The following is a 25,860-nucleotide window of genomic DNA, read 5'->3' on the forward strand; positions in this document are numbered from 1 at the left end:
TCAGGGCGCGCCGTCGGCAACGGTGCGCCGATGCGCGGTCATCGCGAACAGGATCAGCCCGACGGTCAGCGGCAGCATCACAAGAGCTAGCAGCGACAGGCTCTGGCGCATCGCGTCGTCGCCGATGAAGACCGCATCGGACATCCACGCCGACAGGGCGGGGCCGCAAGTCAGGCCGACGAGATTGCCGACCAGCACATAGAGCGAGGTGATCTTTGCCCGCATGCGCGGCGGGGCGATGTGCTGGATGATAAGCACCGCAAGCCCGCCCGCAGCGCCATAGCCGAAGGTGGCGATGGCGATGATCGCGATGGCGCCGTCGATATCGCTCGCGAGCAGGAAAGCCGCAACCGCGGCGTGACCGATGCCCAGGCCGATAGCGAGCGCGAGCACTGCCAACTCGGCGCGACCGCGCTTCAGCACCCAGGCGCTGATCGCTGGCCAGAAAATGGCGGCGACGGCCGCTGCGATCACGCCCACCAGTCCGAAGATCGCACCGGCTTCGGCGACGCTCTGGCCATAGCTGCGCGTCAGCATCGTCGCGGTCCAGGCGATGAAGCTGTAGCTCGCGAGCGCCGAGACCCCGAAGCTGAGATAGAAGGGAAGATAGAAGCGCCAGTGGCGGCGGAGATAGGCGAAGGCGACTGCGATGCTGGTCTGGTCGGCCTGACCCGGCTCTTCGATGCGCTGGGGTTCGGCGACGCTAATCAGCCAGAGCGGGCCGAGGAGTAGCCCCGGCACGCCGACGATGACGAGCGTTAGCCGCCACGGGCTGAGCCCGAGGCCGGGAGACAGGATTGTCGCCAGCTCGAAAGCCCAGGCACCGATCAGGAAAGCGCCCGACGCCATCAGGGTCGACACCGCCATGAACAGTCCGATCGGTAGCGCGCGCTTTTCGGGCGGAAACAAGTCGGCGACGATCGAGACCGTTGCGGGCACCAACACTGCTTCGCCGATCGCGACCCCGGCGCGTGTTGCCAGCAATATCTCGAAATTGGGCGCGAAGCCCGAGGCGACCGTCGACAGGCTCCAGATGATGACGCCGATCCCGACGATCCGTACGCGCGTGCCGCGATCGATCAGATAGGCGACCGGGACGCCCGACAGCGCGTAGAGCAGCCCGAACCCGAGCCCGATGAGCAGCCCGATCGCCGTCGCATCGATGCCCATATCCTTGATGATCGGATCGGCGAGCAGCGCGATGATATAACGGTCGAGATAGGAGAGCGCCGCGATCAGGCAGAGCAGTCCGGCGACATACCAGGCGCGGCGGAGCGACGGCCATGCGGTCTCCGTCATGCCGCGCAAATCTCGACCGGAAAGCCTTCGAGCCAGCTCATGCCCGACACCTGTTCGGCCTGATCGGGGGTGGCGGGGGTGATTTCGTTGAGGTTGCGGCCGGGCTGGGCATTGGCACCCTGCCAGCCGCCGCGATGACCCCAGCCGTGCGGATAGGCGACGCAGCCTGGTCGCACTTCGTCGGTCACTTCGGCGACGACCTCGATCGCGCCCCACTGGGTCGAGATCTTCACCGCCATGCCGTCGTCGATGCCGCGCGCGGCGGCGTCCGCCGGGTTGATCAGCAGCGCGGGCGAGTCCGAGCGGACGAGCTTGTCGACATTATGCATCCAGCTGTTGATCGAGCGCAATTTGCGCAGGTTGATCAGGCGCAACATATTGGGGTCGGGATCGGGTTCGGCGCGGAGCCGCGCTACCTCGTCGCCCGCGATATCGCCCCACAAGTGGATCTTGCCGTCGGGGTGGCCGATGCGCTTTTCGAAGTCGAAGGCCCAGCGGCCGCGTTCGATCATCACACCGTGCGGGTTGGCTTTCAGCTTGGCAAGCGACAGTCCGTCCTGACCTTCGATTCCCGCTTGCAGCGCGCCGTCGGCCATCTCGAACGGTGTCATGTTGCCGAAGGCGCCGTCGCGGCCCATGCGCGCGGCAAGGTCGCGCAAAATTTCATATTCGCCGCGCGCCTGCCCGGTCGGCGGGACAACCGCGGGCACATATTGCGCGAAGGGGCGGACCATGTGGTTCATGAAGAACTGGTTGATGTCCTCGCGCTCGAGCGCGGTGGTCGCGGGGAGGATGTAATGTGCGTGGCGCGAGGTTTCGGTCATGTAGAGATCGACCGAAACCATCAGGTCGAGCCCTGCGAAACCTTCGGGCAGGCGCGGGCCGCCGGGCATCGACAGCACCGGATTGGCACCGACGGTGAGCAGCGTCCTGATCTGGCCTTCGCCCGGCGTCGTCATTTCCTCGAGGAAGGTCAGGCTCGACTGGGTTCCCCAGACCGAAGCCTGGCCGCTGACGCGCGAGCTGTGACGTTTGTGGCGCGCGTGCCCCGGCCCGGTCGATTGTGTCTCGGTTGCCGTGCCGCCATGCCCCCAACCGACGCCGCCCGGCCGGTGAAACTTGCCGCCGAGGACGTTGAGCAGGTGCAGGAAATAGTTGGTCAGCGTCGAGTAGCTGGCGCGGCAGATGCCGATGCGCCCCATCGCGGCGGCGCGCGGCGCGGCGACGAAATCGCGCGCGAGGGTGCGGATTTCGTCTGCATCGATGCCGCAGCGCGGCGCCGCCAGTTCGGGGGTGATCCAGTCGATCGCGCTCTTGAGTTCCGCAAAGCCGGTGCAATGGCGCTCGACAAAGTCCATGTCGGCCAGCCCTTCGGCGATGACGGTGCGCACCATCGCGCCGAGCAGCCAGACGTCGCCCGCGGGAATGATCGAGACATGTTCGAACTTGCGCGCGGTTTCGCTGCGGCGCGGATCGACGACGATGACGCGGCCGCGCTCGGCGATCTCGACCAGATCCTCCTTGAAGCGCGGTGCGATGAGCAGCGAGCCGTGGCTGACGAGGGGGTTGGAACCGAAGATCAGCAAGTGATCGCATTGCGCGAGATCGGGAAAAACGAAGCCGTGGGTGCCGAACATCAGTTCGGTCGCGAGGACCACCGAGGTGATGTCTTCCGACGACGGCGTGAACAGTTTGGTGCACTCCATCGCTCGGCTGAACAGGTAAGTGCCCATCGAGCTGGGCCAGCCCATGCTCGGCGGGTTGCCGCTGTTCATCGCGAAGCTTTGCGTGCCATGCGCGTCGATCGAGGCCGAGAGGCGTGCCGCGATGTCGTTCAGCGCTTCGTCCCAGCTTACGGGTGCGAACTCGCCGGGGCCGCCGACGCGCTTCAGCGGCGTGGTGACGCGGTCGGGGTCGTAGGTGACCTCGGCCAGCGCGGGTCCCTTGACGCAGATGTGGCCGCGCGAATGGGGATTGTCGCGGTCGGGGCGGACCTTGACGATCTTGCCGTCCGCGACCGTCGCAACCATGCCGCACAGCGCCTCGCAGACACGGCAGTACGTGATGTGGTCGCCATCGGCGCCGGGGATGGTGGTGAAGGCCATGCGACTTCCTCCTGCTGTCACTGCGCCCTTGGCGGGGTGATGCGGATATTGACGGTACGGATGCGGCCATCGAGCACGCCCGCAGTCTTGCCGTCGGCGAGCGGACCCGATCCGCTGTCCTGTCCGAGATCGAAGGTTTCGCTCGGCGAGAAGGACAGGCGGGGCAGGGCGCCCTTGATCGTGCCGCTCGCGACTTCGGCGCCGTCGGCGAGGATATGGACGACCGCTTCGCTTTCGCTGCGACGCTCGAAGCGGAGCAGCACATTGGCGGCACCGCGGCGCAGGGCGCGGTCGGCGGCGACCTCGCTCAGCTTCATGTCGAGGCTGCGATAGGTGAAGACCGGACGGCCCTTGCGCATATGGAGTGCGAAGCCGCCGTGACGGCCACCGATTGCGGCGATGGTGCCGTTTGCGTCGGCATCGAGATCGAGCGCTGCCTCGATCGTGAAGCTGGTCGACGGGACGGGCGGGGCGAGCGCTTCGGGGATGCGCGCAATGGCGCCGGTGTAGGTCCACAGATAGCCGCGGCGCGCCATATCCGCCGCCATGATCTTGCGGACATAGCCCCACGCGTCGCTGGTGTTGGTCAGCGGATAGACGTTGTTCGCCTTTGCCTCGCGATCGAACAACGCCTTCATTTCGGCAAGCTTGCGCGGGTTGGCGGCAGCGACGTTGCGCTGTTCGCCGGGATCGGCCGCAACGTTATAGAGTTCCCACTTGTCGTCGCTAAATGTCGGCCGGTTCATGAAATCCCACACGTCGAGCCGGTGCGGGACGACGGCTTTCCAGCCGTTCGCATAGATCGCGCGGTTGCCGTACATCTCGTAATATTGTGTCGCATGCCGCGTCGGTGCGGCGGGGGCCGCGAAGCTGTATTTCATGCTGACGCCGTCGAAGGCCATCTGGCGCTGGCCGTTGACCATCGCCGCGGGGGCGATGCCTGCAGCGTCGAGGATCGTCGGCGTGATGTCGGTGACATGCTGGTACTGACCGCGCAGCTCGCCGCGCGCCGCGATGCCGCCGGGCCAGGAGAGGATCAGCGGGACGCGGGTGCCGCCCTCATAGGCCGTCTGCTTGTAATAGCGGAACGGCGTGTTGCCCGCGACCGCCCAGCCATTGGCATAGTGCGGATAGGTCGAGGGACCGCCCCAATCGTCATAGTGGCGCAGATTTTCGGCGAGCGTCGCGAAATAGGCGTTGGCGAAATAATGTTCGCTGAAGGTGCCCTGCGGTGCGCCCTCGGCGCTGGCGCCATTATCGGCGGTGATCACGACGACCGTGTTGTCGAGTTCGCCGCGCGCTTCGAGCGCATCGAGGATGCGGCCGAACTGCTCGTCGGCGTGGCTGAGTTGCGCGGCGAAGGCCTCCATCTGGCGCGCGAACATCCGCTGCTCGTCGCGGCTGAGCTCGGCCCAATGTTTTACCCCGGCGGGCAGCGGCGGGAGCGCCATGTCGGACGGGACGAGGCCGAGCGCCTTCTGCCGGTCGAGCACCTGCTGCGCGGCGACATCCCAGCCCGCGTCGAACCGGCCCTTGTAATGGTCGAGCCAGCGCTGCGGGGCGTGGTGCGGCGCATGGACCGCGCCGGTCGCCCAATACATCATGAAGGGACGCTTCGGATCGGTCGCGTCGCGCGCGCCGATCCAGCCGATCGCCTTGTCGGCCATGTCGGCGCTCAGATGATAGTCGGGGCGCGGCGACAGCGCGACCGGGTCGTGGTCCGACCAAAGCGTCGGGTCGAAGTTGTCGGCGTCGAAGGCGAGGAAGCCATAATAGCGGTCGAAGCCTTGGCCGCTCGGCCAATAGGTGAACGGCCCCGCCGCCGAGGCGTCGGCCTGCGGCAGATGGTCCCATTTGCCGATCGCATAGGTGAGATAGCCCGATTGGCGCAGATTCTCGGCGACGGAGCCCGCGCTACGCGGGACGAGCGCGTCCTGCCCGGGAAAGCCGACGGCGATCGCCGAATGGCCGCCGATATGGACGCGGTGCGAATTGCGCCCGGTGAGCAGCGCGGCGCGGCTGGCGGAGCAGATGGGGGTAGTATGGTAATTGGTGTAGCGCAGGCCCCGCTGCGCGACGCGGTCGATGTTCGGGGTTTCGACGAGGCCGCCATAGCTGCCGAGCTGGCCGAAACCCATGTCGTCGATCACCCAGACGAGGACGTTGGGCGCGCCTGCGGGGGCGACGGTCCGAGTGATTTTGCCGGGTGCCGAATCGGCGAAGGTCTTGCCGATCTTCGGCTGGTCGCCGGGCGCTGCCGATGCCGGCAAGGACGCCGCCGCTGCGATCGCGCAGGCGCTCGCCATGTTGAAAAAGCGGTAGTTCCTCATTCCCGTAGACCTCGTGTCTGTCGATCGCCGGATGCTTGACGCCGCACTATAGATGAATTACAATCTTCGTAAAGTGTAAACATGCAGGATGGCGAGGGACAGGACATGAAAATCGAGCTGGATACGATCTATCGCCGCATCGTCGACCATCTGGAAAATGGCACGACCGACATGGCCGCCGATTCGATCGAGGTTCCCGCCGCGCATTTCACCGACGCCGATCATCTGGCGCGCGAACTGGAAGTGTTCCGCCGCCAGCCGCTCGCCGCCGCAACGAGCATGGAGGTGCCCGAGCCGGGCAGCTTCGTGACCCGCGACATATTGGGCGTACCGCTGCTGATCGTGCGGCAGAAGGACGGCAGCGTGGGGGTGTTTCGCAACATGTGCCGCCACCGCGGCGGCAAGGTCGAGCAGGGCGAGAAGGGGAAGAAGCCCTTTTTCGTCTGCGCCTATCACGGCTGGAGCTTCAAGGGCGACGGCAGCTTGCGCGGCGTGCCGTTCGAAGAGCAATATGGCACGCTCGACAAGGGGTGCCGCAACCTCTTCTCGGTCGAGACCGAGGAACGCCATGGCCTGATCTGGATCAAGCTGCCGCAGGCGCCGCAGGATTTGTCGCTCGCCGACTATCTGGGCGAGGCCGACGAGCGGCTCGCGGCCTATGACATCGACCGGCTCACCGTGTTCATGGACCAGAAGATCGACCTCGACATCAACTGGAAGCTGGTGATGGACGGCGCCATCGACGTGCTGCACCCGCAATTCCTGCACGCCGAGGGGGTCGGCAAGCTGATCCAGACCGGCGCGGCGGTGTGGCTCGACCTCGGGCGGCACGGCCAATCCTATTCTGCGCGCAAGCGGTTGGCGCGCAAGCTCAAGGCGGGCGAACCGATCGACAAGGGGTTCCGCTACCTGACCGGTAACCTGATGATCTTCCCGAATATGAGCGTGATCCCGACCCCCGACCATATCGAGCATTGGACGGTGTGGCCGCACCTGACCGACCCCGGCAAATGCCATGTCCATATCCGCTTCCTGACCGATCCGGCCAAGCTGACCGACGAGGTCGCGGCGCGGATCAACCGGAGCTGGGACATCTTGCGGCAGGCGGCGACCGAGGAGGATTTCCCGATGGAGGAAATGATCCAGGCCAATGCCGCAGCGTTGCCGACCACCGATTTCCTCTATGGCGCGAACGAGGTGCCGACGCAGCATTTGCACCTGCAGATGGCGCGGGAGTTCGAGGCGCTGACCTGACGAGCGCGCCGCGCCGATGATCGAATGAAACGACCGGACGAAGAGCCGGGCTCCGCGACAAACCCCTCGGGAGAGACTGCATGAATATCGCCGAACTCGTTCGCTATTGGGCGCGCTGGAGACCGGGGCACACCGCGGTGATCACCGACGACGTCCGCACGAGCTGGGCCGAGTTCGACGCGCGCAGCGATGCGATCGCGCGCGGACTGCGCGCCGCCGGTGTGGCCAAGGGCGACCGTGTCGGCATGCACCTCGACAACCGGATCGAGGCGCCGCTGCTCACCGTCGCCTGCCTGAAGCTCGGCGCGATGATCGTGCCGCTCAATTTCAAGCTGACGGCGAGCGAAATCCTGCCGCTGCTCGAAGACGCCGACTGCAAGCTCGTCGTTACCCAGGCGAAGCATCTGGACCGGCTCGAACTGGCGGCGGCGAAGCTGCCGTTTGCGATCTACAGCCTCGACGGCAACGATGTGCCGGGCTTCTCTTCGCTGCTGATCGACAGCGGTCCGGCGCCGGTCGAGGCGATCGGGCTGAACGATGCGGGTTTTCTCTGCTACACCTCGGGCACGACGGGGCGGCAGAAGGGCGCGCTGCTGACGCATGGCGGCGCCATGTATCCGGGGCTCGCCAAGAATATCGCCGAGGGGCTGACCTGGCGCGATTCGATCATGGTCGCAGTGCCGTTCGTATTCACCGGCGCGATCGTCTCCTGCTTCATCCAGTTCGCGGTCAATGCGGGCGGCACGATGGTGCTCGAATCCGATTTCGACATCGACCGTTACCTCGACGTGATCCAGCGCCACCGCGTCAGCGCGGCGACGACGGTGCCGGTGGTGTGGGAGCGGCTGATGCGCTCGCCGGGGTTCGACAAGGCCGACCTGTCGAGCATGATCTCCGCCGCCGCGGGCGGCGCGCCGGTCAGCGTCGACCTGATCGAGGCCTATCGCGCCAAGGGCATTTCGCTGATCCAGTCCTACGGCCTGACCGAAGCGTCGGGGTTGGCCGCGACGATGCACGGCGAGGATGCGATCGCGCATATCGGCTGGGCGGGGCGCCCGATCGTCGGCAGCGAAATGAAGATCGGCGATGCCGACGGCAACGCGCTCGCCAATGGCGAGATCGGCGAGATCATGGTGCGCGGGCCGCATGTGATGCGTGAATATTGGCGCAATCCGGAAGCCACCGCCGCGACCTTCGCGGGCGACTGGCTGCGCACCGGCGACACCGGCATGATGAACGACGAAGGTTTCGTGAAGGTCGTCGACCGGTCGAAGGACATGATCATTTCGGGCGGCATCAACGTCTATCCGGCCGAGATCGAAAAGATCCTGTCGGCCAACCCGCATGTTCCCGAACTGGCGGTGATCGGGGTTCCGGACAGCGACTGGGGCGAAGTGCCGATGATCGTCGCGAGCGGCGTGAAGGACGAGGGCGCGGCGCTGTCGGCCTTCGAATGCGACGGGTCGGCGCAACTCGCGCCGTTCAAGCGGCCGCGCCGCGTCGTCTTCATCGACGAGCCGCTGCCGCGTACGCTGTCGGGCAAGATTTCCAAACCGACGCTGCGCGGGCTGTTCCCGGCGGTGCCCGAGGGGGCGAGGGCGCTGTTCGGGAAATAGGGAAGCCCCCATTTCCGTTCGTGTCGAGCGAAGTCGAGACACCCCGCAATCTTACGCCCAGCCAATGGGCATCTCGACTTCGCTCGATGCGAACGGAGAAGGGAAGGGCTGCGTTCGATGCGTGCGTTGGCCTTCAGCCCTAAGGCGTCATCGTGGCCGTACAACTCCAGTTGCGGGCATCATTGATGTCGCTACCCGCCGCGCCCGTAAACTGCGCCACCTTCGGAAAGGCGCAGATGCGGTACGTGCGCGCGGGCGGGGCCTCGACCACCGCCGGCTTTTCCTTGCTCATTCCCGACACATACATGGCGGTGTTCGAGGTCGAGTTGAGCTCGAGTTCGCGCGGGGCGTTGGTCATCAGGATTTCGGTCGGGCGGTGGCCCCCCTCGACCCAGCGCTCCATCGCCTCGAGCAGGGCACGCGAGCTGTCGGTCGGCGTGCCCTCGCCGCCGCGGCAATGATACATACCGGGGACCAAGAAGCTCTGGAAAAAGTCTTCGCTCGCGGCGCCGTATTGCTGGCGGACGCCGGCACTGTAATTGGCGGTATAGGCGGGCGGAACAGCTTCGTCGGATGCCCCGGTCCACATGATCAGCTTGCCGCCGGTCCGGGTCATGCCAGCCAGCTTTTCGGGGGCATAGCCATAGCCGCCGACCTTGTCCCAGATCGCCGCTTCGGCATTGCGCTGGCGCGGATCGGCAAAATCCATCTGGCTGAGCGCATCATAGCCGTCGCCGCGCAGCGCCTTCATGCTGAGCACCGTCGATCCGAACAAGGGCGGGCGGGTCGCGTCGGTCCAGGGCGGGGCTGTCGTTCCCAATCCGATCGGGCCGAGCAGCGCGGGGTTCGCCAGCCAGTAGCCGGGCGCCGATACCGCCGATCCCTTGATCGCAGGCAGCCCGCCCGCGAGCCGTTCGAGCGTCGAATATTGCGCGTCGCTGAGGAAGGGGAAGAGGGTGCGCGACAGTTCGATGCGCGTGGGGTCCCAGATCAGGCCGTCGCGCGCGCCGTCGCTTTCGTCGAAGCGGTCCATGATCACCTGTCCGACGCGGGCCATATCCGCCGGGGAAATCCACCGCTTCGGATCGCGCGCGACATGCTGCGCGACATAGGCCCAGAAGGTCTGGATATAGGCGCTGGTGGGCGCGCCGCCGGCAATGAAACCGTCGGCGTCGCCCGGATAGCGTTCGGCCTCCATCAGCGTGCTGACGCCGCCGCCCGAGCAACCCATGATATAGCGCGGCATGCGCGGGCGGGCGTAATAGCCGCGGGCGATCGCCTGCGTCGCCAGCGCCGCGACATGCGCGCCGCGATGGGCATAATCCTCCGACTTTCCCGGGTCGGCGCGGAACGACATGTCGAGCGCGCCAGTCGAATGCGACCCCTTGTCGGTCGATGCGACGGCGTAGCCCGCGGTGATATGCTCGCGCGACGGATTGACGATATAGCCCGCCGACCCGCCGGGAATGACCATCAGATAACGGCCGTTCCAGCTCTGCGGCAGCGCGATCATGAAGCCGACGCTGTTCGGCCCGGGCTTATCGGTGCGCACGATCCCGTCGATGCGGCAATAGGGCGCGGGATCGGACAGCCATTGCACCGACCGGATTTCGACATCCTTGCCGCCCCAGCCGATCGCGCCGGTCGAGCAGGCCGCTGCGGTCGTGCCGGGGATCGCGGCCGGGGGCGCGTCCTGCGCCGCCGTCGCCGGCGTTGCTGCGATCATGCCCGCCGCCATCAACATCGCCCGATACCGCATCTCTTTCTCCTCCCGCCCTACGAGATTCCGATGGCTCGAAAATCCGCTGAGGCATCAAATAACAAAAAATGGAAAATGTAAATAACAATGCTATGGTCGGAACCGGACGCGGAGTCGGCTGTCGGGTTCGCGGGCGGCTGCGCTGGCCAAAAGCGCGGCGGAAAGCTAGGCAGGGGGAAGGATGGGAGAGGCATTGGACGATCCGGCACAACAGGCCATGCCCGATATCGGCAAGACCGGCGCGAGGATCGTCGACGGCGCGCGGCGCTGTTTCGAACGTTACGGTATCGAGAAGACGACGATCGAGGATATCGCGCGCGCTGCCGGCGTCTCGCGCCCGACGGTCTATAAATTCTTCGGCGGCAAGATGGATATCGTCGACTACATCGGTTTCGCCGAACTCGACAAGATTCAGGAGCTTGTCCGCGCGCGCGTTCAGCGCCACCGGAATTTCGCCGACACGACCACCGAGGCGATCGTCGCGTCGGTGCAGGTGGCGAGCGGCAATCCCTATATCCGGCGCTTCGTCGAGGATCTGGAAGTGTCGGCGCAGAGCCAGCTCCCTACCAGCCCCTATCAGGAACAGGCGCGGCACCGCTGGGAGTCGGTGATGAAACGCGCGCAGGCGAGCGGCGAACTCGCGGCCGATCTGGATCCCGCCGACGTCGTCAACTGGCTGTCGCGTAACCAGGTCATGCTGCTGCGGGTGCTCGACCAGTTTCGCGGCGACGAGGACAAGCTGCGCCACATAGTTCGCCGCTTCGTTGTCGAGCCCCTGCTTGCCAATCGGACGATCACGTCAAGCTGACTCCTTTGGACGGCACGGGCCCGATTCGCCGTACGCCAGACATCTGCCATATCTTGGGCCATGATCGAAATTGCGAGGGTAATGGTCGATCAGGCCCGAGAATCTCAAGCTTTTCTGCGCATTAAACTACATATCATAGATTGTGCACTGCAGCGTCGTTTCTGCGTTCGGCGACAGAGTTGACATTTTATCGAATCTGTTGTCTGTAAGTTTCGGGAGTGATGCACGGCATAGGACCGGCCGACACGATCTGCCCTGATCGCGTCGAGCAGCGCGCCTCCCACGATTTTGGACTGCGCGGGCTCGCCTCCACGAATGGCGGGCGCCGCAAATGGGAGGATGCTATGCGCTTTTCTTACAAGCTCGCCACCTGCTCGCTGGCAATTGCGGTTTCGACCGTTTCGACGGCGGCGATGGCACAGACCGCCGACGACGGCGCCGACAGCTCGGGTGCAAATGAAATCGTCGTGACCGCGCAGAAGCGTGACGAACGGTTGCAGGACGTGCCGATCGCGGTGACCGCGTTCACGCCCGATCAACTCCAGCAAAGCGGCATCTCCGACGTTCTGGAACTGGCCGCGGTTACCCCGTCGCTGTTGATCACCGAAGGATCGAGCGCGGCGCAGCCCTATATTCGCGGCGTCGGCGGCCGGAACATCACGCCGGGCAACGAAGCTACCACTGCCGTCTATGTCGATGGCGTCTATCAGACCGACAAGACCGGTATCCTGTTGCAGGGTTTCCCCGATGTGCAGTCGGTGCAGGTGCTGCGCGGTCCGCAAGGCACGCTGTTCGGCCGTAACGCGACCTCGGGCGCGATCCTCGTCACCACCCTGAAACCCGACACCGAATTCGGCGGTATGCTCGAAGGCACCTATGGCACCGACGAGGAGGGCGCGCGCGGCTTCCTGACCGGCGGCCTGTCGGACACGCTGGCGGTCAGCGTCAGCGGCTTCTACCGCAACGAGCGTCCCTATATCCGCAACCGGACCCAGGCTCTGAACGGCGCCGGAAAATATGTCGGCGGCGACCAGAGCTTTGGCTTTCGCGGGTCGCTCCTGTGGGAAGCGACGCCCGATTTCACCGCGACGCTGTCGGGTTATTACTCCAAGGGCGAAACGAACGCCGTGGTGGCTTTGCAGCCGATCCTTGGAGAAACCACCACGACCGGTCAGGTCGCATCGGGTATCGACATCTCGCGGCCCGAACGTTCCTATTACGGCGAAATCGATCCCGAGGTTCGCTTTCAGGGCTATGGTGCATCGCTGACCCTCGACGCCGATGTCGGCGCGGTCAATATCAAGTCGATTTCGGCCTACAGCCACAGCACTTCGGGCGTCGAATATGACCTCGATGGCTCGCCCGCCCCCGTCTTCTGGTTCGATACCGCGCTCAAGGGGCGGAGCTACCAGCAGGAAATCGACATCACTTCTAAGAACGACGGCCCGTTCCAGTGGATCCTTGGCGGCTTTTATCTCAACTACCGCGACGGCTATGCGGGACTCGATCAATATGTCGGCCTGCCGGTTCCGGCAACGCTGCGGCCGCACACCATCCCGCAGGCGCTGCTCGATCGCTCGGCTGCGGGCGCCGGTCCGACCTCGGGTCTCGCTTACATCGATCAAAGCGCCTTTGTGACGGTCAAGTCGCTGGGGGTCTTCGGTGAAGCATCTTACGAGTTCAGCGACGCCGCCAAGCTGACGCTGGGGCTGCGCTACACCGACGAGAAGCATGTGCTCGACAAGGATAATGCCGGCACGACCTATGTGCCCGACGGCACCGGCGGGGTCATTGCGATCGCGAGCAGTTCCGCCGCGATCTGCGCCGCCAACCCGGCGTGCAAGGGCCTGAGCGCGCCTTTCTCCGAACTGACCTATCGGGCGGTTTTCGACTATAAGTTCAGCGACGATGTCATGGGTTATCTGAGCTACAACCGCGGCTTCAAGAGCGGCGTCTATAATATTTCGTCGATCCCGAACGTCATCCCGACGCAGCCGGAGACGATCGACGCGTTCGAAGCCGGCCTCAAGGCCAGCCTGTTCGATCGCAAGGTGACCTTCAACGCCGCCGCATATTATTACAAATACGACAATCTGCAGGTTCCGGTGGTCGATCCGGTGACGAACACGCAGCAGTCGATCAATGCGGCCAAGGCGACAATTTCCGGTCTTGAAATCGAAGCGGCCTACCGCCCGAATGATCGCTTCTCGCTTTCGGCCGGCTTCGCGACCTTCTTCAAATCGGAATATGACAGCTTCAACAACTGCGCCATCTACCGCCGCCGGGCATCGGGACTCGCGGTCCCCCCCAACGCGGATTGTTCGGGCTTCGACCTGCCGGCAACGCCTGACGTCACCTTCAGCCTCCAGGCCAATTACGATATTCCGCTGGCCAATGGCGGGAAGTTCGAACTCAGCGGCCTTTTCAGCTATGTCGACGAATTCGATCACGCAACCTATGGTGCTTATCCGGCGGGCGGCACGGGTGCCAGCGCCTATCCGGCCGGCATCGGACGCGCGCCGGTCCAGAAGGCAACGGAAACGCTGAACCTGTCGGCGACCTTCCATGCGCCCGACGACGCCTTCTATGTGTCGGTGTGGGGCAAGGATCTGTTCAACCAGAACGACGTCTTCCGCAACGTGTCGACCACGTCGTTCGGCTATTATTCGGTGCTGTCGCGCGGAACGACCGCCGGCGTCACGATCGGGACGAAGTTCGGATCGCAGCGTTAAAAAAGGGGCACGGCCGCCGGCGGGGGCACTGCCGGCGGCCGCGTTTTTCTAAGGAGAGCGACGTGGCCACTTCCCCCGGTGCCGCGGGCGACATGCTGCCGCCCGATCTTTCGGCGCATTGGTATAATGCCGGTGATTTTGCGCCCGGCGAGCCGTGGAGGGCGTTCGATCCACGCCGGACCGCTCTGGTCCTCGTCGACCTGATCAACTGGCAGGTCGATCCCGGCGGCCCCTCGATCGCCGCGATCCGCGCAGCCGGGCACCCCGAGCGCGCCGACCATCTGCTCGATCGCTTCGCGGGTACCATCGCACCCAATCTCAAGCTGCTGTTGCCCGCGGCGCGCCGCGCGGGCGTCCGCGTCGTTCATGCCCGGCTCGCCAGCCGGCATCCCGATTATGCCGACATTGTGCCGGCGCTGCGCCCCTATGTGACGGCAGCCGAGGCCCGCGACGGGTCGCTCGCCGCGGCGCCGATCGCCGAGGTCGGCGACGAACCCGGCGACCTGTCGATCGTCAAGCGAGGGTCGGGAGCCTTCGGCGGAACCGAGCTCGACTTCCTGCTCCGCCGCGAAGGCATCGACACGATCCTCTATGCCGGGGTGGTGACGACCGCCTGCGTGCTGCTCAGCGTTGCCGCCGGGTTCGACCTTGGATACCGGCAATATCTGGTCGCCGATTGCACCGGCACCCTGTCGGCGTGCGACCAGGAAGATGCCGAACGGCTGATCGGCAATTATCTCGCCGAAATCGTGACCGCCACCGACGCCGTGGCGGCGATGGAGAAACACAGCGATGCCCTATGATTTCCTGACCGATCTGCTGGTGATCGAGGTCTCGCATTTCGGCCCCGATGCGCTTGGCGGCCGGCTTGCCGACATGGGCGCCCGGGTGATCAAGGTCGAAGATCCCGACGGCGGCGATCCGGTGCGCCGCGCCGGGCCGTGGTCGGTGGGTGAGGAACATGGCTTCTCCTATCTCCACCTGCGCTGGAATCGCGGCAAGGAAAGCGTGATCATCGACCTCGCGACCGAGCAGGGCCAGGCCGATTTCCTGACACTGACGGAAAAAGCCGACGTCGTGATCGAAGGAATGCGCGCGGGCGTGATGGCGCGGCTCGGCCTCGGCTACGAGGTGCTGAAGGCGGCCAATCCCGCGATTGTCTTTTGCTCGCTGTCGGGGCTCGGTGAGACGGGTCCTTACGCCAAGCTTGCTTCGCACGGCCCGTCGTTTGACGCCTATGGCGGGCTCGGCACGCCGGTGGGGGAGGGCATCTCGCGCTACGACGGGCCGCAGGCGCCGTCGATCGGCATGTACGCCTATGGGCTGGAGGCGGCCTTTGCGGTCGTCGCGGCGGTGCATCGCGCGCGCCGGACGGGCGAGGGCGCAGCGATCGAGGTCGCCGCGGCGGATTGCTCGGCGCACTGGATGCCCGAGGCACTCGACCCGCTGCTCAACCCCGACACGACCTTTGCGCGGCCGGGCTTCCTCGACGCGAGCGGCAAGATGCGCTTCTGGGCGCGGATGGAGAATTACCGCTGCGCCGACGGCAAGCTCATTTTCCTGATGACCTTTACGGCCAAGAGTTGGCACGCGCTGCTGAAGCTGATCGGCCGCCCCGATCTCGATGGCATCTACACGCGCGAGCCGCAGACCGGGACCGAGGATGCCGAGGTCAATGCGGCGCTGATCCCGATCTTCGCCTCGCGCCCGCGTGCCGACTGGCTCGCCGATTTCGAACGCGACAATGTCGCCGCGATGCCGGTGAACAGTTTCGCCGACGTCATCGCCGACCCGCATTTCCGCGCGCGTGATAATGTGTATCAGGCGACGCTATCCGATGGACGGAAACTGAGGCTGACCTCGACTGCGATCCATGTCGCGGGGCAGCATTTCGGTATGCCGCTGGCGCCCGAAGCCGGCGAGGACAGCGCCGCGATCCGCGCCGAATTCGGACTCGGCGGGGACTGACAGGTAGTCGCGGGTTTGGAGCGAAACGCGACATTTACAGCATCGTCATCCTGAACTTGTTTCAGGATCCATGACCTGCCGTTGCCTTCGGCGCTGCGCCAAATTCGAACTCGGGCCATGGATGCTGAATCAAGTTCAGCATGACGAGATATAGAGGGCAACAATCCCTCTCCAGCCGTTTAGCCGCGCGCGGCGCGCGCCTGCATCGGAACGACGCTGGGCCCCGCCATCACCCGGTCATAGCTGCGGTGAAACTGCTGGTTGATGACCTCGTTGTGCGCGAGCAGCATCGTGCCGGTGTTCGGCATGTTCGCCGAACGCTGGATGCTGTCGCCGATCGGCACGTCCTCATTCAGGATCGCGGCCTCGGCGATGTCCCAATTCTTGGCGAGGATCGTCTGGCCCTTCTCGTCGTAGTCGCAGGGCGCCTTCGGGGTCAGGAAGCGCAGGTGGACGCGCGAGCGGTCGGGATCGTGAACGTCCTGATACATGGTCCAGAATTCGGCATGATGCGGGTGCAACTGGATGCTGACATTGGGGAAGACCATATTGCCATAGACCACATAAGGGTCGAGGTCGTGCTCGCCCGGCTCGCTGTCGAGGATTTCGTCGATCTTGCGCCGCGGCGTCGTCGTCACCGCATGGTCGCCGGTGCCTTCGACGCGCGCCATCATGTTCATGTAGAAATAGGGGCGGATCGTCGGGCCGTGGACCCACTGGACATGGTATCCGTCCGTCAGCCCGTCGACCATGATCTTCCAGTTCTGGTCGAAGGTGAAAAAGGCCTCGCGATAGAAATATTGCCGGTCGAGGCCATAGCCCGCGAGCACGCCGTCCATGACCTGGCCGAGATGCGCGGCGACGTCGATCGAGCCTTCGGGATTTTCGACGATCCAGACGAAGCCGTGGCGTTCCTCGCACGGCAGCGCGATCAGATTGCGCTCGCGGCACGGCAGGCTGAGCCCCAGCGTCTGTTTGAAGGTGAGGCCGATCAGTTCGCCCTCATTGGTGTAGGTCCAGCCATGATAGGGGCAGGAGAAGCGGCCCTGCTTGCCCTCGGCCTCTGTCACCAAAGTCGCGCCGCGGTGGCGGCACATGTTGAGGAAGGCGCGGACCTGCCCGTCCTTGCCGCGCGTGACGAGCGCTTCGCTGCGGTTGAGTTTGACGGTGACATAGCTGCCCGATTCGGGAAGCTGGCTGCTGTGCAGCGCCATCATCGGATAATGTTCGAAGATCTTCTCGCGCTCGGCGACCGCGATATCGGGGTCCGAATAGACCGACAGCGGATATTCGTAGGTTTCCTCGATCATATCGGTGCTGTTGTCGCGGATATGGCGGAACAGTTTCTCCGCGACCTGCCGGTTATGTTCGGGGCTCAAATACATTCGTCTCTCCGTGGGGGCGCACGCAACGGGAGCGATTGCCTTTACACATATGTAGCATTGTAAATGGCAAAAACCTATATAAAAAGGGCTTTGCGAAAAATGCGACTTTACGCAGCCGTGAATCGGCAAGGCAAGGCGCGGGGAGAGTTATGGTCGATACGCTGAAGATGCCCTCGGTCCCGGTGCTGATCCGCGAACGCGCGGAACGCGATCCGTCGGCGCCGTTCCTCACCGATGTCGCGGGCGGCACGATGACCGGCGGCGCGTTCCACGAGGCGGCGCTGCGGATTGCCGATGCCATGGCGGCGCTGGGGATCGAGCCCGGCGAATGCGTCGCGACCATGCTCGATCCGTGCCTGACCGCTTACACGGCGTGGATCGGGCTGAGCTGGCGCGGCGCGCTTGAGGTGCCGATCAACCCCGAATATAAGGGCAATCTGCTCGCCTATGCGCTCAACGATTGCCGTGCGCGGGTGCTGATCACCAGCAATGGCTGCATCGATCAGGTCAATGCGATCCGCGATCGGCTGGAGACGCTCGAACGCATCATCACGATCGATGATGCAGAGTGCATCAGCGAAATTCCGGTCGCGACGCTGGCGTCGGTCGAGGCGGGTGTGCCGCGGATCGAGCATGTGGAACCGACACTCGCCGACACCAACGCCGTTATCTACACCTCGGGCACCACCGGGCCGTCGAAGGGCGTGTTGCAGGCGTGGGGTTCGATCCAGCAGGTCCAGCATAATTTCAGCGGCGAAGCGATCGATCCCGATCAGGTGCCGGTCTATTATTCGCCGTGGCCGACTTTTCATTCTTCGGGGCGTGTCGGCTTTGTCTTCGCGGTGGTGCGCGGCGGGCATATGGTGTTTCGCAGCCGCTTTTCGGTCAGCCATTATTGGGCCGATGTGCGGGCGCATGGCTGTACCCACACGCAGCTGATGGGGATCGCGGGTTTCCTGATGAATGTCGAGCGGCGGTCGGACGACGCCGACAATCCGTTGCAATGGGTGCTGATGAACCCGGTGCTCCCCGATTATCGCGATTTCGAGGCGCGCTTCGGGGTGAAGGTCTGCACCGGCTGGGGGATGACCGAAATCGGCTTTCCATTGAACGCGTCGAACCTTCCCAATGCGCAGACCTGCGGCAAGCTGTCGCCGCTCTACGAAGTGCGCATCGTCGATGCCGATGGCCGCGACCTTCCCGACGGGCAGGCGGGCGAATTGTGGATTCGCGGCAAGGCGCCCTTCCTGATCACACAGGGTTATCTGAACAAGCCCGAAGCCAATGAAAAGGCATGGCGCGACGGCTGGTATGCGACGGGCGATATCTTGCGCCGCGACCCCGACGGTTATTTCTACTTCCTCGACCGCGCCAACGACTATCTGCGCGTGCGCGGCAACAATGTCTCGTCGCTCGAGCTCGAAGGCGAGGTGCGCGCGCATCCGGCGGTCGCCGAGGCGGCGGCGATCGGGGTGAAGGCGGCCGACGTTCCGGCGCTGCCCGGCAACGCCCGCGCCAGCGAGGACGAGATCAAGATCGCCGTGCAACTCAAGGGCTCGGTGCTGCTCACCGAGGGCGAACTCGTCGATTATCTCGCCGAGCGGCTGCCGCGCTATATGGTGCCGCGCTTCGTCGAGTTCGTCGAGGAACTGCCGCGTACGCCGACGGGCAAGATCCGCAAGGCGGGGCTGCGCGAGGCGCCGGTCAACGACGCGACGTGGGACCGGCTCAGCCGATCCGTTCCCGCCGCAACCTGATCCCCGCCGCCTCGCGGTCCCAGGTGTCGTCGGTCACCCCGTCGTCGCGCAGCGCATATTTCTGAATCTTCTGCGTCGGGGTGCGTGGCAGGTCGGGCATCAGACGGAAATAGCGCGGCACCATATAGTGCGGCAGGCGGGTGGCGAGGAAATCGGTCAGCGCCTTGAGGTCGATCTCGGCGCCGTCCGAGGGCATGATGCACGCCATCACCTCATCCTCGGTCTTGTCGCTCGCGACCCCGATCACGGCCGCTTCCTTGACCCCGTCGAAGGCGCGGATTTCCTGTTCGACCTCATAGGCCGAGATATTCTCGCCGCGCCGGCGGATCGCGTCCTTGCGGCGGTCGACGAAGAAATAATCGCCGTCGGCATCGCGGCGCAGCAGGTCGCCGGTGTGCAGCCAGCCGTTGCGCCAGGTTTCGGCGGTCGCCTCGGGATTCTTGTAATATTCGGTGAACATCGTCCAGGGCTGGTCGCAGCGCAGGATCGCCTCGCCCACCGCGCCCTCGGGCACCTCGATGTCATGCTCGTCGACCAGCCGGATATGCTGCCCGGCGCGCAGCCGGCCGGCGACGCCAATCTTGTCGGGATTGAGTGGACTTTGCACCGGATTGGCGAGTTCGGTCATGCTGTAGGCCGCGAAGGCGCCGACCCCGAAGCGCGCGGTGAAGGCCTTGACGTCGGCGGTGTAGGGCACCGCGCTCACCGATTTCAGGCTGTGGTCGCGGTCATCGTCCGAGGGCGGCGCGCTGAGCAGGAAGGGGATCATCGCGCCGAGCAGCGTCGTGGTGTTCGCGCCATGCTCGCGGACGATCTGCCAGAACTGGTCGGTCTTGAACGATTCGACGAGCACGACCGATCCGGCGTTCGAGAGCTGGCCATAAAGGCAGCCGAAGCCGCCCGAGTGGAAGATCGGCAGATGCGCGAGATGACGGTACTCGCGGCCGATCATCGCCGGCATCGCGGCGTGATAGAAGGTCCACATATGCGCATAGGAGCACATCACCGCCTTCGACGGGCCGGTGGTGCCCGACGTGAAGATGATCGTCATATTGTCCCAGGGCGCGAGCGGCCTCGCGAGGTCGCCCGCACGTCCGGGCTCGTCGAGCATCGCCTCGCCGTGGAGGGTGAGGCCGTCGATCGGCTCCGCTTCGCCGCCGACGACGATGACCTTCTCGAGCATGCTGCGCTCGACCTCGGCGAGACGGGGCATGAGGTCGCGGTGGACCAGCCCGACCCTGGCATCGGCGAGCCACAGCACATGCCGGAGCAGGCTGCCGCGATAGGCAAGGTTCGCGGGCACGAACACCGCACCGAGCATATGCGTGCCGAGCCAGGCGCGCACCGCCGCCTTGCCGTTGGGTAACCAGTTGAAGACATGGTCGCCCTGTTCGACGCCCAGCTTCTTCAGGGCGGCCGCGGCGCGGTGCCCCTGTTCGAGCGCCTCGGCAAAGCTCCATTCACTGCCGTCCTGAAAGCGCATGTAGAGATCGTCCGGATGCTCGCGCGCCTGCCGTTCGAGCAGATGGCGCGTGATCGCCTGATCGGCAGTGGGGAAGGGCATGTCGGACATCGGCGTCATTCCTGCTGTGCACGGGTGAAGGGAAAAAGCGCGGCATCCTCGCGGCGGAGACCGGCGCGCGCGTTGGCGAGGCGGAGCGAGGTGGCGTAGCGTTCGGGCTGCGAGCCGAAGCAGGTTGCGGGCAACGGGCCCGACAGCGCGCCGTCGCGGCCATAATATTGGGTGATGTCCATGCGCTGGCCGCGCCCGACGAAGGTGCCGCGCTGGATCAGGAACAGGCGTTCGAATTCCTCCGCCGACAGCCGCTCGGCGGCCCAGCGCGCGAAGCCGTTCAGCAGGGGCGCCCCGGCATAGGCGGCGGGCGCGGTGATGCGGAAATCGGCGTCGATCGTGATTTCCAGCACAAGCGCGCCGTCCTGAAGGAGCTGCACCGGCTGTTTGTCGGCGTCGGCGTCTGGCAGGATGACGTCATGCCGCCGAGCGTCACGGTCCTGTGCGATATGCACCGCCGCGAGGCGCAGCGTGTCGAACATATGCGTGCAGTGCAGCGCCGGCTCGGCCTGCAACCAGCGGGTGCGGAGGTCGCCGATCAACGGCAGGCCCGCGAGACCAGCGAGCGCGCCGCCGGCGTCCGCGCAGCTCGTCAACGGATGGCGCTCCCAGCGGCCTTGGACGGCGGTCAGCATGCGGTCGTCGTGGCGGATCCGCAGCGCGAGCGCGTGGAACGGATCCTCCAGCACCGCTTCGATCCGGTCGGGAGCGAGGCGGCGGAAGCGTGTCGTCCGGACGAAATAGCCGTCGCCATAAGCGGGATTAGCGGGCCTTGGGTGCCCCGGATCGTCGGTCATCGCTCGATCGGGCCTCCCATGCTCTGTCGCGATTCCTGCGGCTATTTAATCGATTGATTAAATATCTGTGTCAGCTTGGGGAAGGGGCGTCAAGCCGCCTCTGGGGGCCTCAGCGGATTTCGCTGCCCGCGAGCAGGGGCTGGACGATGAAACGCCGGATAAAGCGGCGCTTTTCGGCGTCGTCGATCTGCGGCGAAGCGACCTGCAGCATCAGCATCGCTTGCGCCCGCGCGAGCCAGTAGATGCATTCGTCGATTTCGAGGTCGGTTGCGATGTCGCCGCGCGCGCGCGCCTGTTCGAACATGTTCGCCCACCAGGTGCGCTGCAATTGCTGCATCAGGCTGCTCGGCGAGATCACCGATTCCTGAAACTCGATGCTTTCGACCATGCGGCGAATATAGATATTCTCGTTCGCCAGCCGGATGACGAGCAGCAGCGTGTCGGACAGGAAATCGGCAAAATCGTCCGATCGGACCAGCCGCCGCCGGACCTCGCTGTTGACCCGCCACGTCTCACGCACCGAAATCTCGTCGAGGATCGCATCCTTGCTGGGATAATATTTATAGACGGTCGGACGCGACACCTTGGCACGGCTCGCGATATTCTCGATCGTCGTCTTGCCGATCCCATATTGCTCGAAACAATCATAGGCGGCGCGCAGGATGCGTTCCTCCGTCGAATTATCGTCCGTCCGGGCTGCCACCGGGCCGCTGTCCATCACCTGATCTCCTGCCCCGCGACGGGGAATGCTGCATCGCGACGTCGTTAGCAAGGCTGGCAGTGCGAACAAGTCGCAAATTCGTCATGCCGCCGCGGGCAGTTTCCGGATCGATACTTCCAGCCCGTCCATGATCGTCGTGCCCGAAATCGCCTCGACCGCCTGCTCGCCGACGGGGAGCAGCCAGTTGATGTTGCTGCCGCCCTGCGCATTGGCATGCTGCCAGCCGCCGTAGTGGCCCCAGCCGTGTGGATAGCTGACGGTGCCGGGACGCATATCCTCGGTGACCGCGATGCATACAGTGACCGTCGCGGCGCCGGTCGACAGGTCGACGGCCTCACCATCGGACAGATCCCGCCGCGCGGCGTCCTCGGGATGCATCAGCAATTCGGGATGCTGGCTGCGGACGAGGCGCGGGACATTGTGCAGCCAACTGTTGAGCGAGCGGATGTCGCGGTGCGTGATCAGACGCAGCGTATTGGTTTGCATGGGCGTCAGGCGCGCAAACTCGTCGGCGATCATATCGTGCCACAGCTTCGCGCGTTCGTCGGGCCAGGCGATGCGCGGCCATGGGTCATAGGGATCGGGCAGGTCCACCATCACGCCGTGCGGAACATCGCGGAGCTTGTCGAAGCTCCATCCGTCGCGCGCGCCCATCTCGTCGCCGGCGGGGCCGAGGCGAAAGGCCTGGTCGAGATCGTCCATCGGCCGACCGTGCGTCGGCTTGTCCATGCGCGCCAGCAGGCCGTTGAAAATCTCCCACTCCGATCTGGCTTCACCGACCGGCGGGATCACCGCATCGGTCACCTGTATGAAGGGGCGGATCATCGACCCCAGCCCCGCCATCGGATAATCGTCGCGTTCGAAAAAGGTCGGGACGGGCAGGATATAGTCGGCGTAGCGGTTGCTTTCGGTCTGGTAGAGGTCGAGCGCGACGATCAGGTCGAGTTGCTGCAGCGCGTCGACCAGCGCCTGCCCGCCGGGCGCCGACATCACCATATTGCCCCCGGTCAGGATCATCGCGCGCACCTGCCCCTCGCCGGGCTCCAATATGTCGGCAGGCAGCATCGCCGAGGCGAGGAACTGCGCGACGCTCGGGAAGTCGCCGACGCGGCTGCGTGTGTCGCCATAGCCGCCGGTCAGCACCTTCTGCGATCCGCCGAGGATCGTGCGGCTGAAGATCGCGCCGCCGGGGCGCCCCAGCTTGCCGCCGAGCAGGTTGAGCGCGATCAGCAGGAAATTCTCGAGCGTCGCATGCGGCCCGCGGCACACGCCGAGCCGGCCATAAGCCACGGCACGCGATGTTGCGGCGAAGCTGCGCGCGAGATCGCGGATCGTTTCGACATCGACGCCCGCACGCTCGGCACAGTCGGTGAGGTCGTGCCGGGCGACGGCGGCTGCCAAGTCGGTGAAACCCTCGGTATGCGCGGCGACATAGTCGGCATCGTAGAGCCGCTCATCGATCAGCACCCGGAGCAGCCCGAGCAGCAGCCAGACGTCGCCATTGGCGCGCACCGCGACATGCTGGTAGCGGCGCGCGGTCTCGGTGCGGCGGGGGTCGACGACAACGACGCGCCCGCGTTCGGCGATCGCATCGAGGTCGTGGCGCACGCGCGGCGACCAGACCATCGATCCGTTGGAAACCAGCGGATTGGCGCCGAACATCAGCAGCATATCGGTATGCGGCAGGTCGGGGATGTCATAGGTTACCGCCGAGCCGAAAGCGAGATAACAGGCGGTCAGCCGCGCATTGGTGTCCTGCGATCCCGCGCCATAATATTTGGTGATCCCCAGCGTCTTGAGAAAGGCTTTCAGGCTGAAAGATACGTCGATGCCGAAGGCGATCGGATTGCCCTTGTACGATGCCACCGCGTCGGGGCCGTGGGTTTCGATCACCTGGCCGAGCCGTACCGCGATATCGTCCAGCGCCTCATCCCAGCCGACCGCCGCGAACTCGCCCGGGCCGCCGACGCGCTTCATCGGGGTGAGGATGCGGTCGGGGTCGTAGGTGACATTGTGGAAGGTGATCCCCTTCAGGCAGACATGGCCCAACGAATGCGGATTTTGCTTGTCGGGCTGGACGTCGGTGATCCGTCCATCCTCGACCTTGGCGGCGAGGCCGCAATGCGCTTCGCAAAGGCGGCAGAAGGTGACATGCACCCCGTCCTCGCCGGGCTGGAGCCGCTTCGTCTGGCTCTCGGTCATCGCCTGCTCCTCATGAATCGCGTCCAATATCTAATATTATTTGATTATCGCCGCAAATGCTGCAAATCCGGGGACGAGAACCGGATTTCCGAACGAAATGGGCGAGGCTAAAATGGACTTCACCACCAACTACACGCTGACCATCGATGGCGCTACGGTCGACACTGCGGAGCGCGTCGACGTGATCAATCCCGCGACGGGCAAAGCCTTTGCTTCGGCGCCCGCGGCCGGGCAGGCCGAACTCGACCTCGCAGTCGCCGCGGCGAAGCGCGTGCTGCCCGCATGGAAGGCGCTCGGCTGGGAGGGACGGCGCGAACTGCTCGTCAAAGCGGCGAAAGCGATCGAACCGCACCTTGATCAGTTTGCCGCCTTGTTCGTCGCCGAACAGGGGCGACCGACCGCGCTTGCCAAGGGCGAGGTGCAGATGGGTGCCTGGTGGCTGAAGTCGGTCGCACGGCAGGATCTGCCCAACGAGGTGGTCGAGGACAGCGACACGCGGCAGGTGATCGTCAAGCACGAGCCGCTGGGCGTTGTCGCCGCGATCGTGCCGTGGAATTTCCCGTTCCTGCTCGCGATGTGGAAGATCGCGCCGGCGCTGCTCGCGGGCAACACGATGGTGCTGAAGCCGTCGCCCTACACCCCGCTCTGTTCGCTGAAGCTCGCCGAACTGTGGCGCGATATCCTGCCGCCGGGCGTCTACAACGTCATTTCGGGCGATGATGCGCTCGGTCCGCTGATGACCGCGCATCCGGGCTTTGCGAAGATAAGCTTCACGGGCTCGACCGCGACGGGCAAACGCGTGATGGAGGCGGCATCGCGCGACCTCAAGCGCATCACGCTCGAACTCGGCGGCAACGATGCCGCGATCGTGCTGCCCGACGTCGACGTGGCGGAGGTCGCCCCGAAGCTGTTCTTCGGCTCCTTCTACAACACCGCGCAGGTCTGCATCGCGACCAAACGCATGTATATCCACGACGATATCTATGACGAGATGCTCGGCGCCTTCCACCGGCTCGCGAAGGAAGCGGTGGTCGGCGACGGGGCGCAGCAGGGGGTGCAATATGGTCCGGTCCAGAACCGCGCCCAATATGACCGCGTCCGCAACCTGATCGACGGCGCGCGCGCCGAGGGGCTGAGCCTGCTGCAGGGCGCCGACGTGCCCGAGGGCGACGGCTATTTCATCCCGATCACGCTCGTCGACAATCCGCCCGAGGATGCGGCGGTGGTGACCGAGGAGGCGTTCGGCCCGGTGCTCCCCTTGCTGCGCTTCTCCGACATCGACGATGTCGTCGCGCGCGCGAACGACTGCGATTATGGCCTCGCGGGCGCGGTGTGGTCGAAGGATATCGATGCGGCGGTCGCGGTCGCCGACCGGATCGAGACGGGTACGGTCTGGATCAACGACAATTTCCAGAACGGTCCGCATATCCCCTTCGCGGGCGCGAAGCAGTCGGGCTTCGGGGTCGAGAATGGCGCCGATGGCCTGCGCGAATTCACCTTTCCCAAGGTGATCTTCGTACCGAAGAAACCGGTCTGACGGGCGAGGGCGCATGG

17 protein-coding genes are annotated in these 25,860 nt (G+C 65.0%); 8 read left to right on the forward strand and 9 right to left on the reverse strand.

All coding sequences use genetic code 11. The features are described 5' to 3' along the window. From V6U71_RS02780 to V6U71_RS02790, 3 genes are read right to left on the reverse strand one after another with little or no spacing between them, the layout of a single operon-like run. Positions 1 to 1,299 carry an MFS transporter gene (locus V6U71_RS02780; RefSeq protein WP_411340897.1) on the reverse strand — a complete coding sequence of 433 codons (1,299 nt, stop codon included), beginning with the start codon at positions 1,297 to 1,299 and terminating at the stop codon, positions 1 to 3. Continuing rightward, entirely contained in the window at positions 1,296 to 3,404 is a 2,109-nt protein-coding gene (locus tag V6U71_RS02785; RefSeq protein ID WP_411340898.1) for a molybdopterin-containing oxidoreductase family protein, read from the reverse strand. Before V6U71_RS02785 ends, V6U71_RS02780 begins: the two co-directional genes overlap by 4 nt. Positions 3,405 to 3,421: 17 nt before the next feature. Continuing rightward, positions 3,422 to 5,734: an arylsulfatase gene (locus V6U71_RS02790; protein WP_411340899.1), complete on the reverse strand. Its 2,313-nt coding sequence runs from the start codon at positions 5,732 to 5,734 to the stop codon at positions 3,422 to 3,424. A 105-nt stretch (positions 5,735 to 5,839) separates the two neighbouring features. Between V6U71_RS02790 and V6U71_RS02795 the strand changes: the two genes are divergently transcribed. Together V6U71_RS02795 and V6U71_RS02800 are read left to right on the forward strand one after the other, a co-directional pair. Continuing rightward, positions 5,840 to 6,988: an aromatic ring-hydroxylating oxygenase subunit alpha gene (locus tag V6U71_RS02795; protein ID WP_411340900.1), complete on the forward strand. Its 1,149-nt coding sequence runs from the start codon at positions 5,840 to 5,842 to the stop codon at positions 6,986 to 6,988. A gap of 80 nt (positions 6,989 to 7,068) precedes the next feature. Then, positions 7,069 to 8,604 (forward strand): class I adenylate-forming enzyme family protein, encoded by a 1,536-nt coding sequence (locus V6U71_RS02800; protein ID WP_411340901.1) that lies wholly within the window; start codon positions 7,069 to 7,071, stop codon positions 8,602 to 8,604. Positions 8,605 to 8,743: 139 nt separating this feature from the next. Here the strand turns inward: V6U71_RS02800 and V6U71_RS02805 are convergent, their stop codons facing one another. Then, positions 8,744 to 10,363 (reverse strand): tannase/feruloyl esterase family alpha/beta hydrolase, encoded by a 1,620-nt coding sequence (locus tag V6U71_RS02805; protein WP_411340902.1) that lies wholly within the window; start codon positions 10,361 to 10,363, stop codon positions 8,744 to 8,746. A gap of 181 nt (positions 10,364 to 10,544) precedes the next feature. Between V6U71_RS02805 and V6U71_RS02810 the strand changes: the two genes are divergently transcribed. From V6U71_RS02810 to V6U71_RS02825, 4 genes are all read left to right on the forward strand, one after another. Continuing rightward, the gene (locus V6U71_RS02810) at positions 10,545 to 11,171 is read left to right on the forward strand and encodes a TetR/AcrR family transcriptional regulator (RefSeq protein WP_411340903.1); all 627 of its coding nucleotides are present in this window, start codon (positions 10,545 to 10,547) and stop codon (positions 11,169 to 11,171) included. 344 nt (positions 11,172 to 11,515) lie between these two features. Further along, on the forward strand, positions 11,516 to 13,903 hold the full coding sequence (locus tag V6U71_RS02815; RefSeq protein ID WP_411340904.1) for a TonB-dependent receptor: 2,388 nt from the start codon (positions 11,516 to 11,518) through the stop codon (positions 13,901 to 13,903). Between the two features lie 62 nt (positions 13,904 to 13,965). Beyond that, positions 13,966 to 14,706 carry a cysteine hydrolase gene (locus V6U71_RS02820; RefSeq protein WP_411340905.1) on the forward strand — a complete coding sequence of 247 codons (741 nt, stop codon included), beginning with the start codon at positions 13,966 to 13,968 and terminating at the stop codon, positions 14,704 to 14,706. Next, positions 14,696 to 15,871, forward strand: coding sequence for a CaiB/BaiF CoA transferase family protein (locus tag V6U71_RS02825; protein WP_411340906.1), 1,176 nt, complete (start codon positions 14,696 to 14,698; stop codon positions 15,869 to 15,871). Before V6U71_RS02820 ends, V6U71_RS02825 begins: the two co-directional genes overlap by 11 nt. Before the next feature lie 179 nt (positions 15,872 to 16,050). On the opposite strand, the gene V6U71_RS02830 is transcribed toward V6U71_RS02825, so the two are convergent. Further along, positions 16,051 to 17,256, reverse strand: a complete 1,206-nt coding sequence (locus V6U71_RS02830; RefSeq protein ID WP_411340907.1) for an aromatic ring-hydroxylating oxygenase subunit alpha — start codon at positions 17,254 to 17,256, stop codon at positions 16,051 to 16,053. Between the two features lie 149 nt (positions 17,257 to 17,405). Here V6U71_RS02830 and V6U71_RS02835 point away from each other — a divergent pair, with 149 nt between their 5' ends. Further along, complete coding sequence (locus V6U71_RS02835; protein WP_411340908.1) at positions 17,406 to 19,013, forward strand: AMP-binding protein; 1,608 nt, start codon at positions 17,406 to 17,408, stop codon at positions 19,011 to 19,013. On the opposite strand, the gene V6U71_RS02840 is transcribed toward V6U71_RS02835, so the two are convergent. From V6U71_RS02840 to V6U71_RS02855, 4 genes are all read right to left on the reverse strand, one after another. Then, the gene (locus V6U71_RS02840) at positions 18,985 to 20,586 is read right to left on the reverse strand and encodes an AMP-binding protein (protein ID WP_411340909.1); all 1,602 of its coding nucleotides are present in this window, start codon (positions 20,584 to 20,586) and stop codon (positions 18,985 to 18,987) included. The genes V6U71_RS02835 and V6U71_RS02840 overlap by 29 nt on opposite strands. A 5-nt stretch (positions 20,587 to 20,591) precedes the next feature. Further along, positions 20,592 to 21,383, reverse strand: coding sequence for a hypothetical protein (locus V6U71_RS02845; protein WP_411340910.1), 792 nt, complete (start codon positions 21,381 to 21,383; stop codon positions 20,592 to 20,594). Positions 21,384 to 21,492: 109 nt separating this feature from the next. After that, complete coding sequence (locus V6U71_RS02850; RefSeq protein ID WP_411340911.1) at positions 21,493 to 22,101, reverse strand: TetR/AcrR family transcriptional regulator; 609 nt, start codon at positions 22,099 to 22,101, stop codon at positions 21,493 to 21,495. An 84-nt stretch (positions 22,102 to 22,185) separates the two neighbouring features. Next, the gene (locus V6U71_RS02855; RefSeq protein ID WP_411340912.1) at positions 22,186 to 24,306 is read right to left on the reverse strand and encodes a molybdopterin-containing oxidoreductase family protein; all 2,121 of its coding nucleotides are present in this window, start codon (positions 24,304 to 24,306) and stop codon (positions 22,186 to 22,188) included. Positions 24,307 to 24,403: 97 nt separating this feature from the next. Here V6U71_RS02855 and V6U71_RS02860 point away from each other — a divergent pair, with 97 nt between their 5' ends. Continuing rightward, complete coding sequence (locus V6U71_RS02860) at positions 24,404 to 25,843, forward strand: aldehyde dehydrogenase family protein (RefSeq protein ID WP_411340913.1); 1,440 nt, start codon at positions 24,404 to 24,406, stop codon at positions 25,841 to 25,843. The last annotated feature ends 17 nt before the right edge of the window (positions 25,844 to 25,860 follow it).

This window comes from Sphingopyxis sp. J-6 (genome assembly GCF_046603995.1).
Lineage (GTDB): Bacteria > Pseudomonadota > Alphaproteobacteria > Sphingomonadales > Sphingomonadaceae > Sphingopyxis.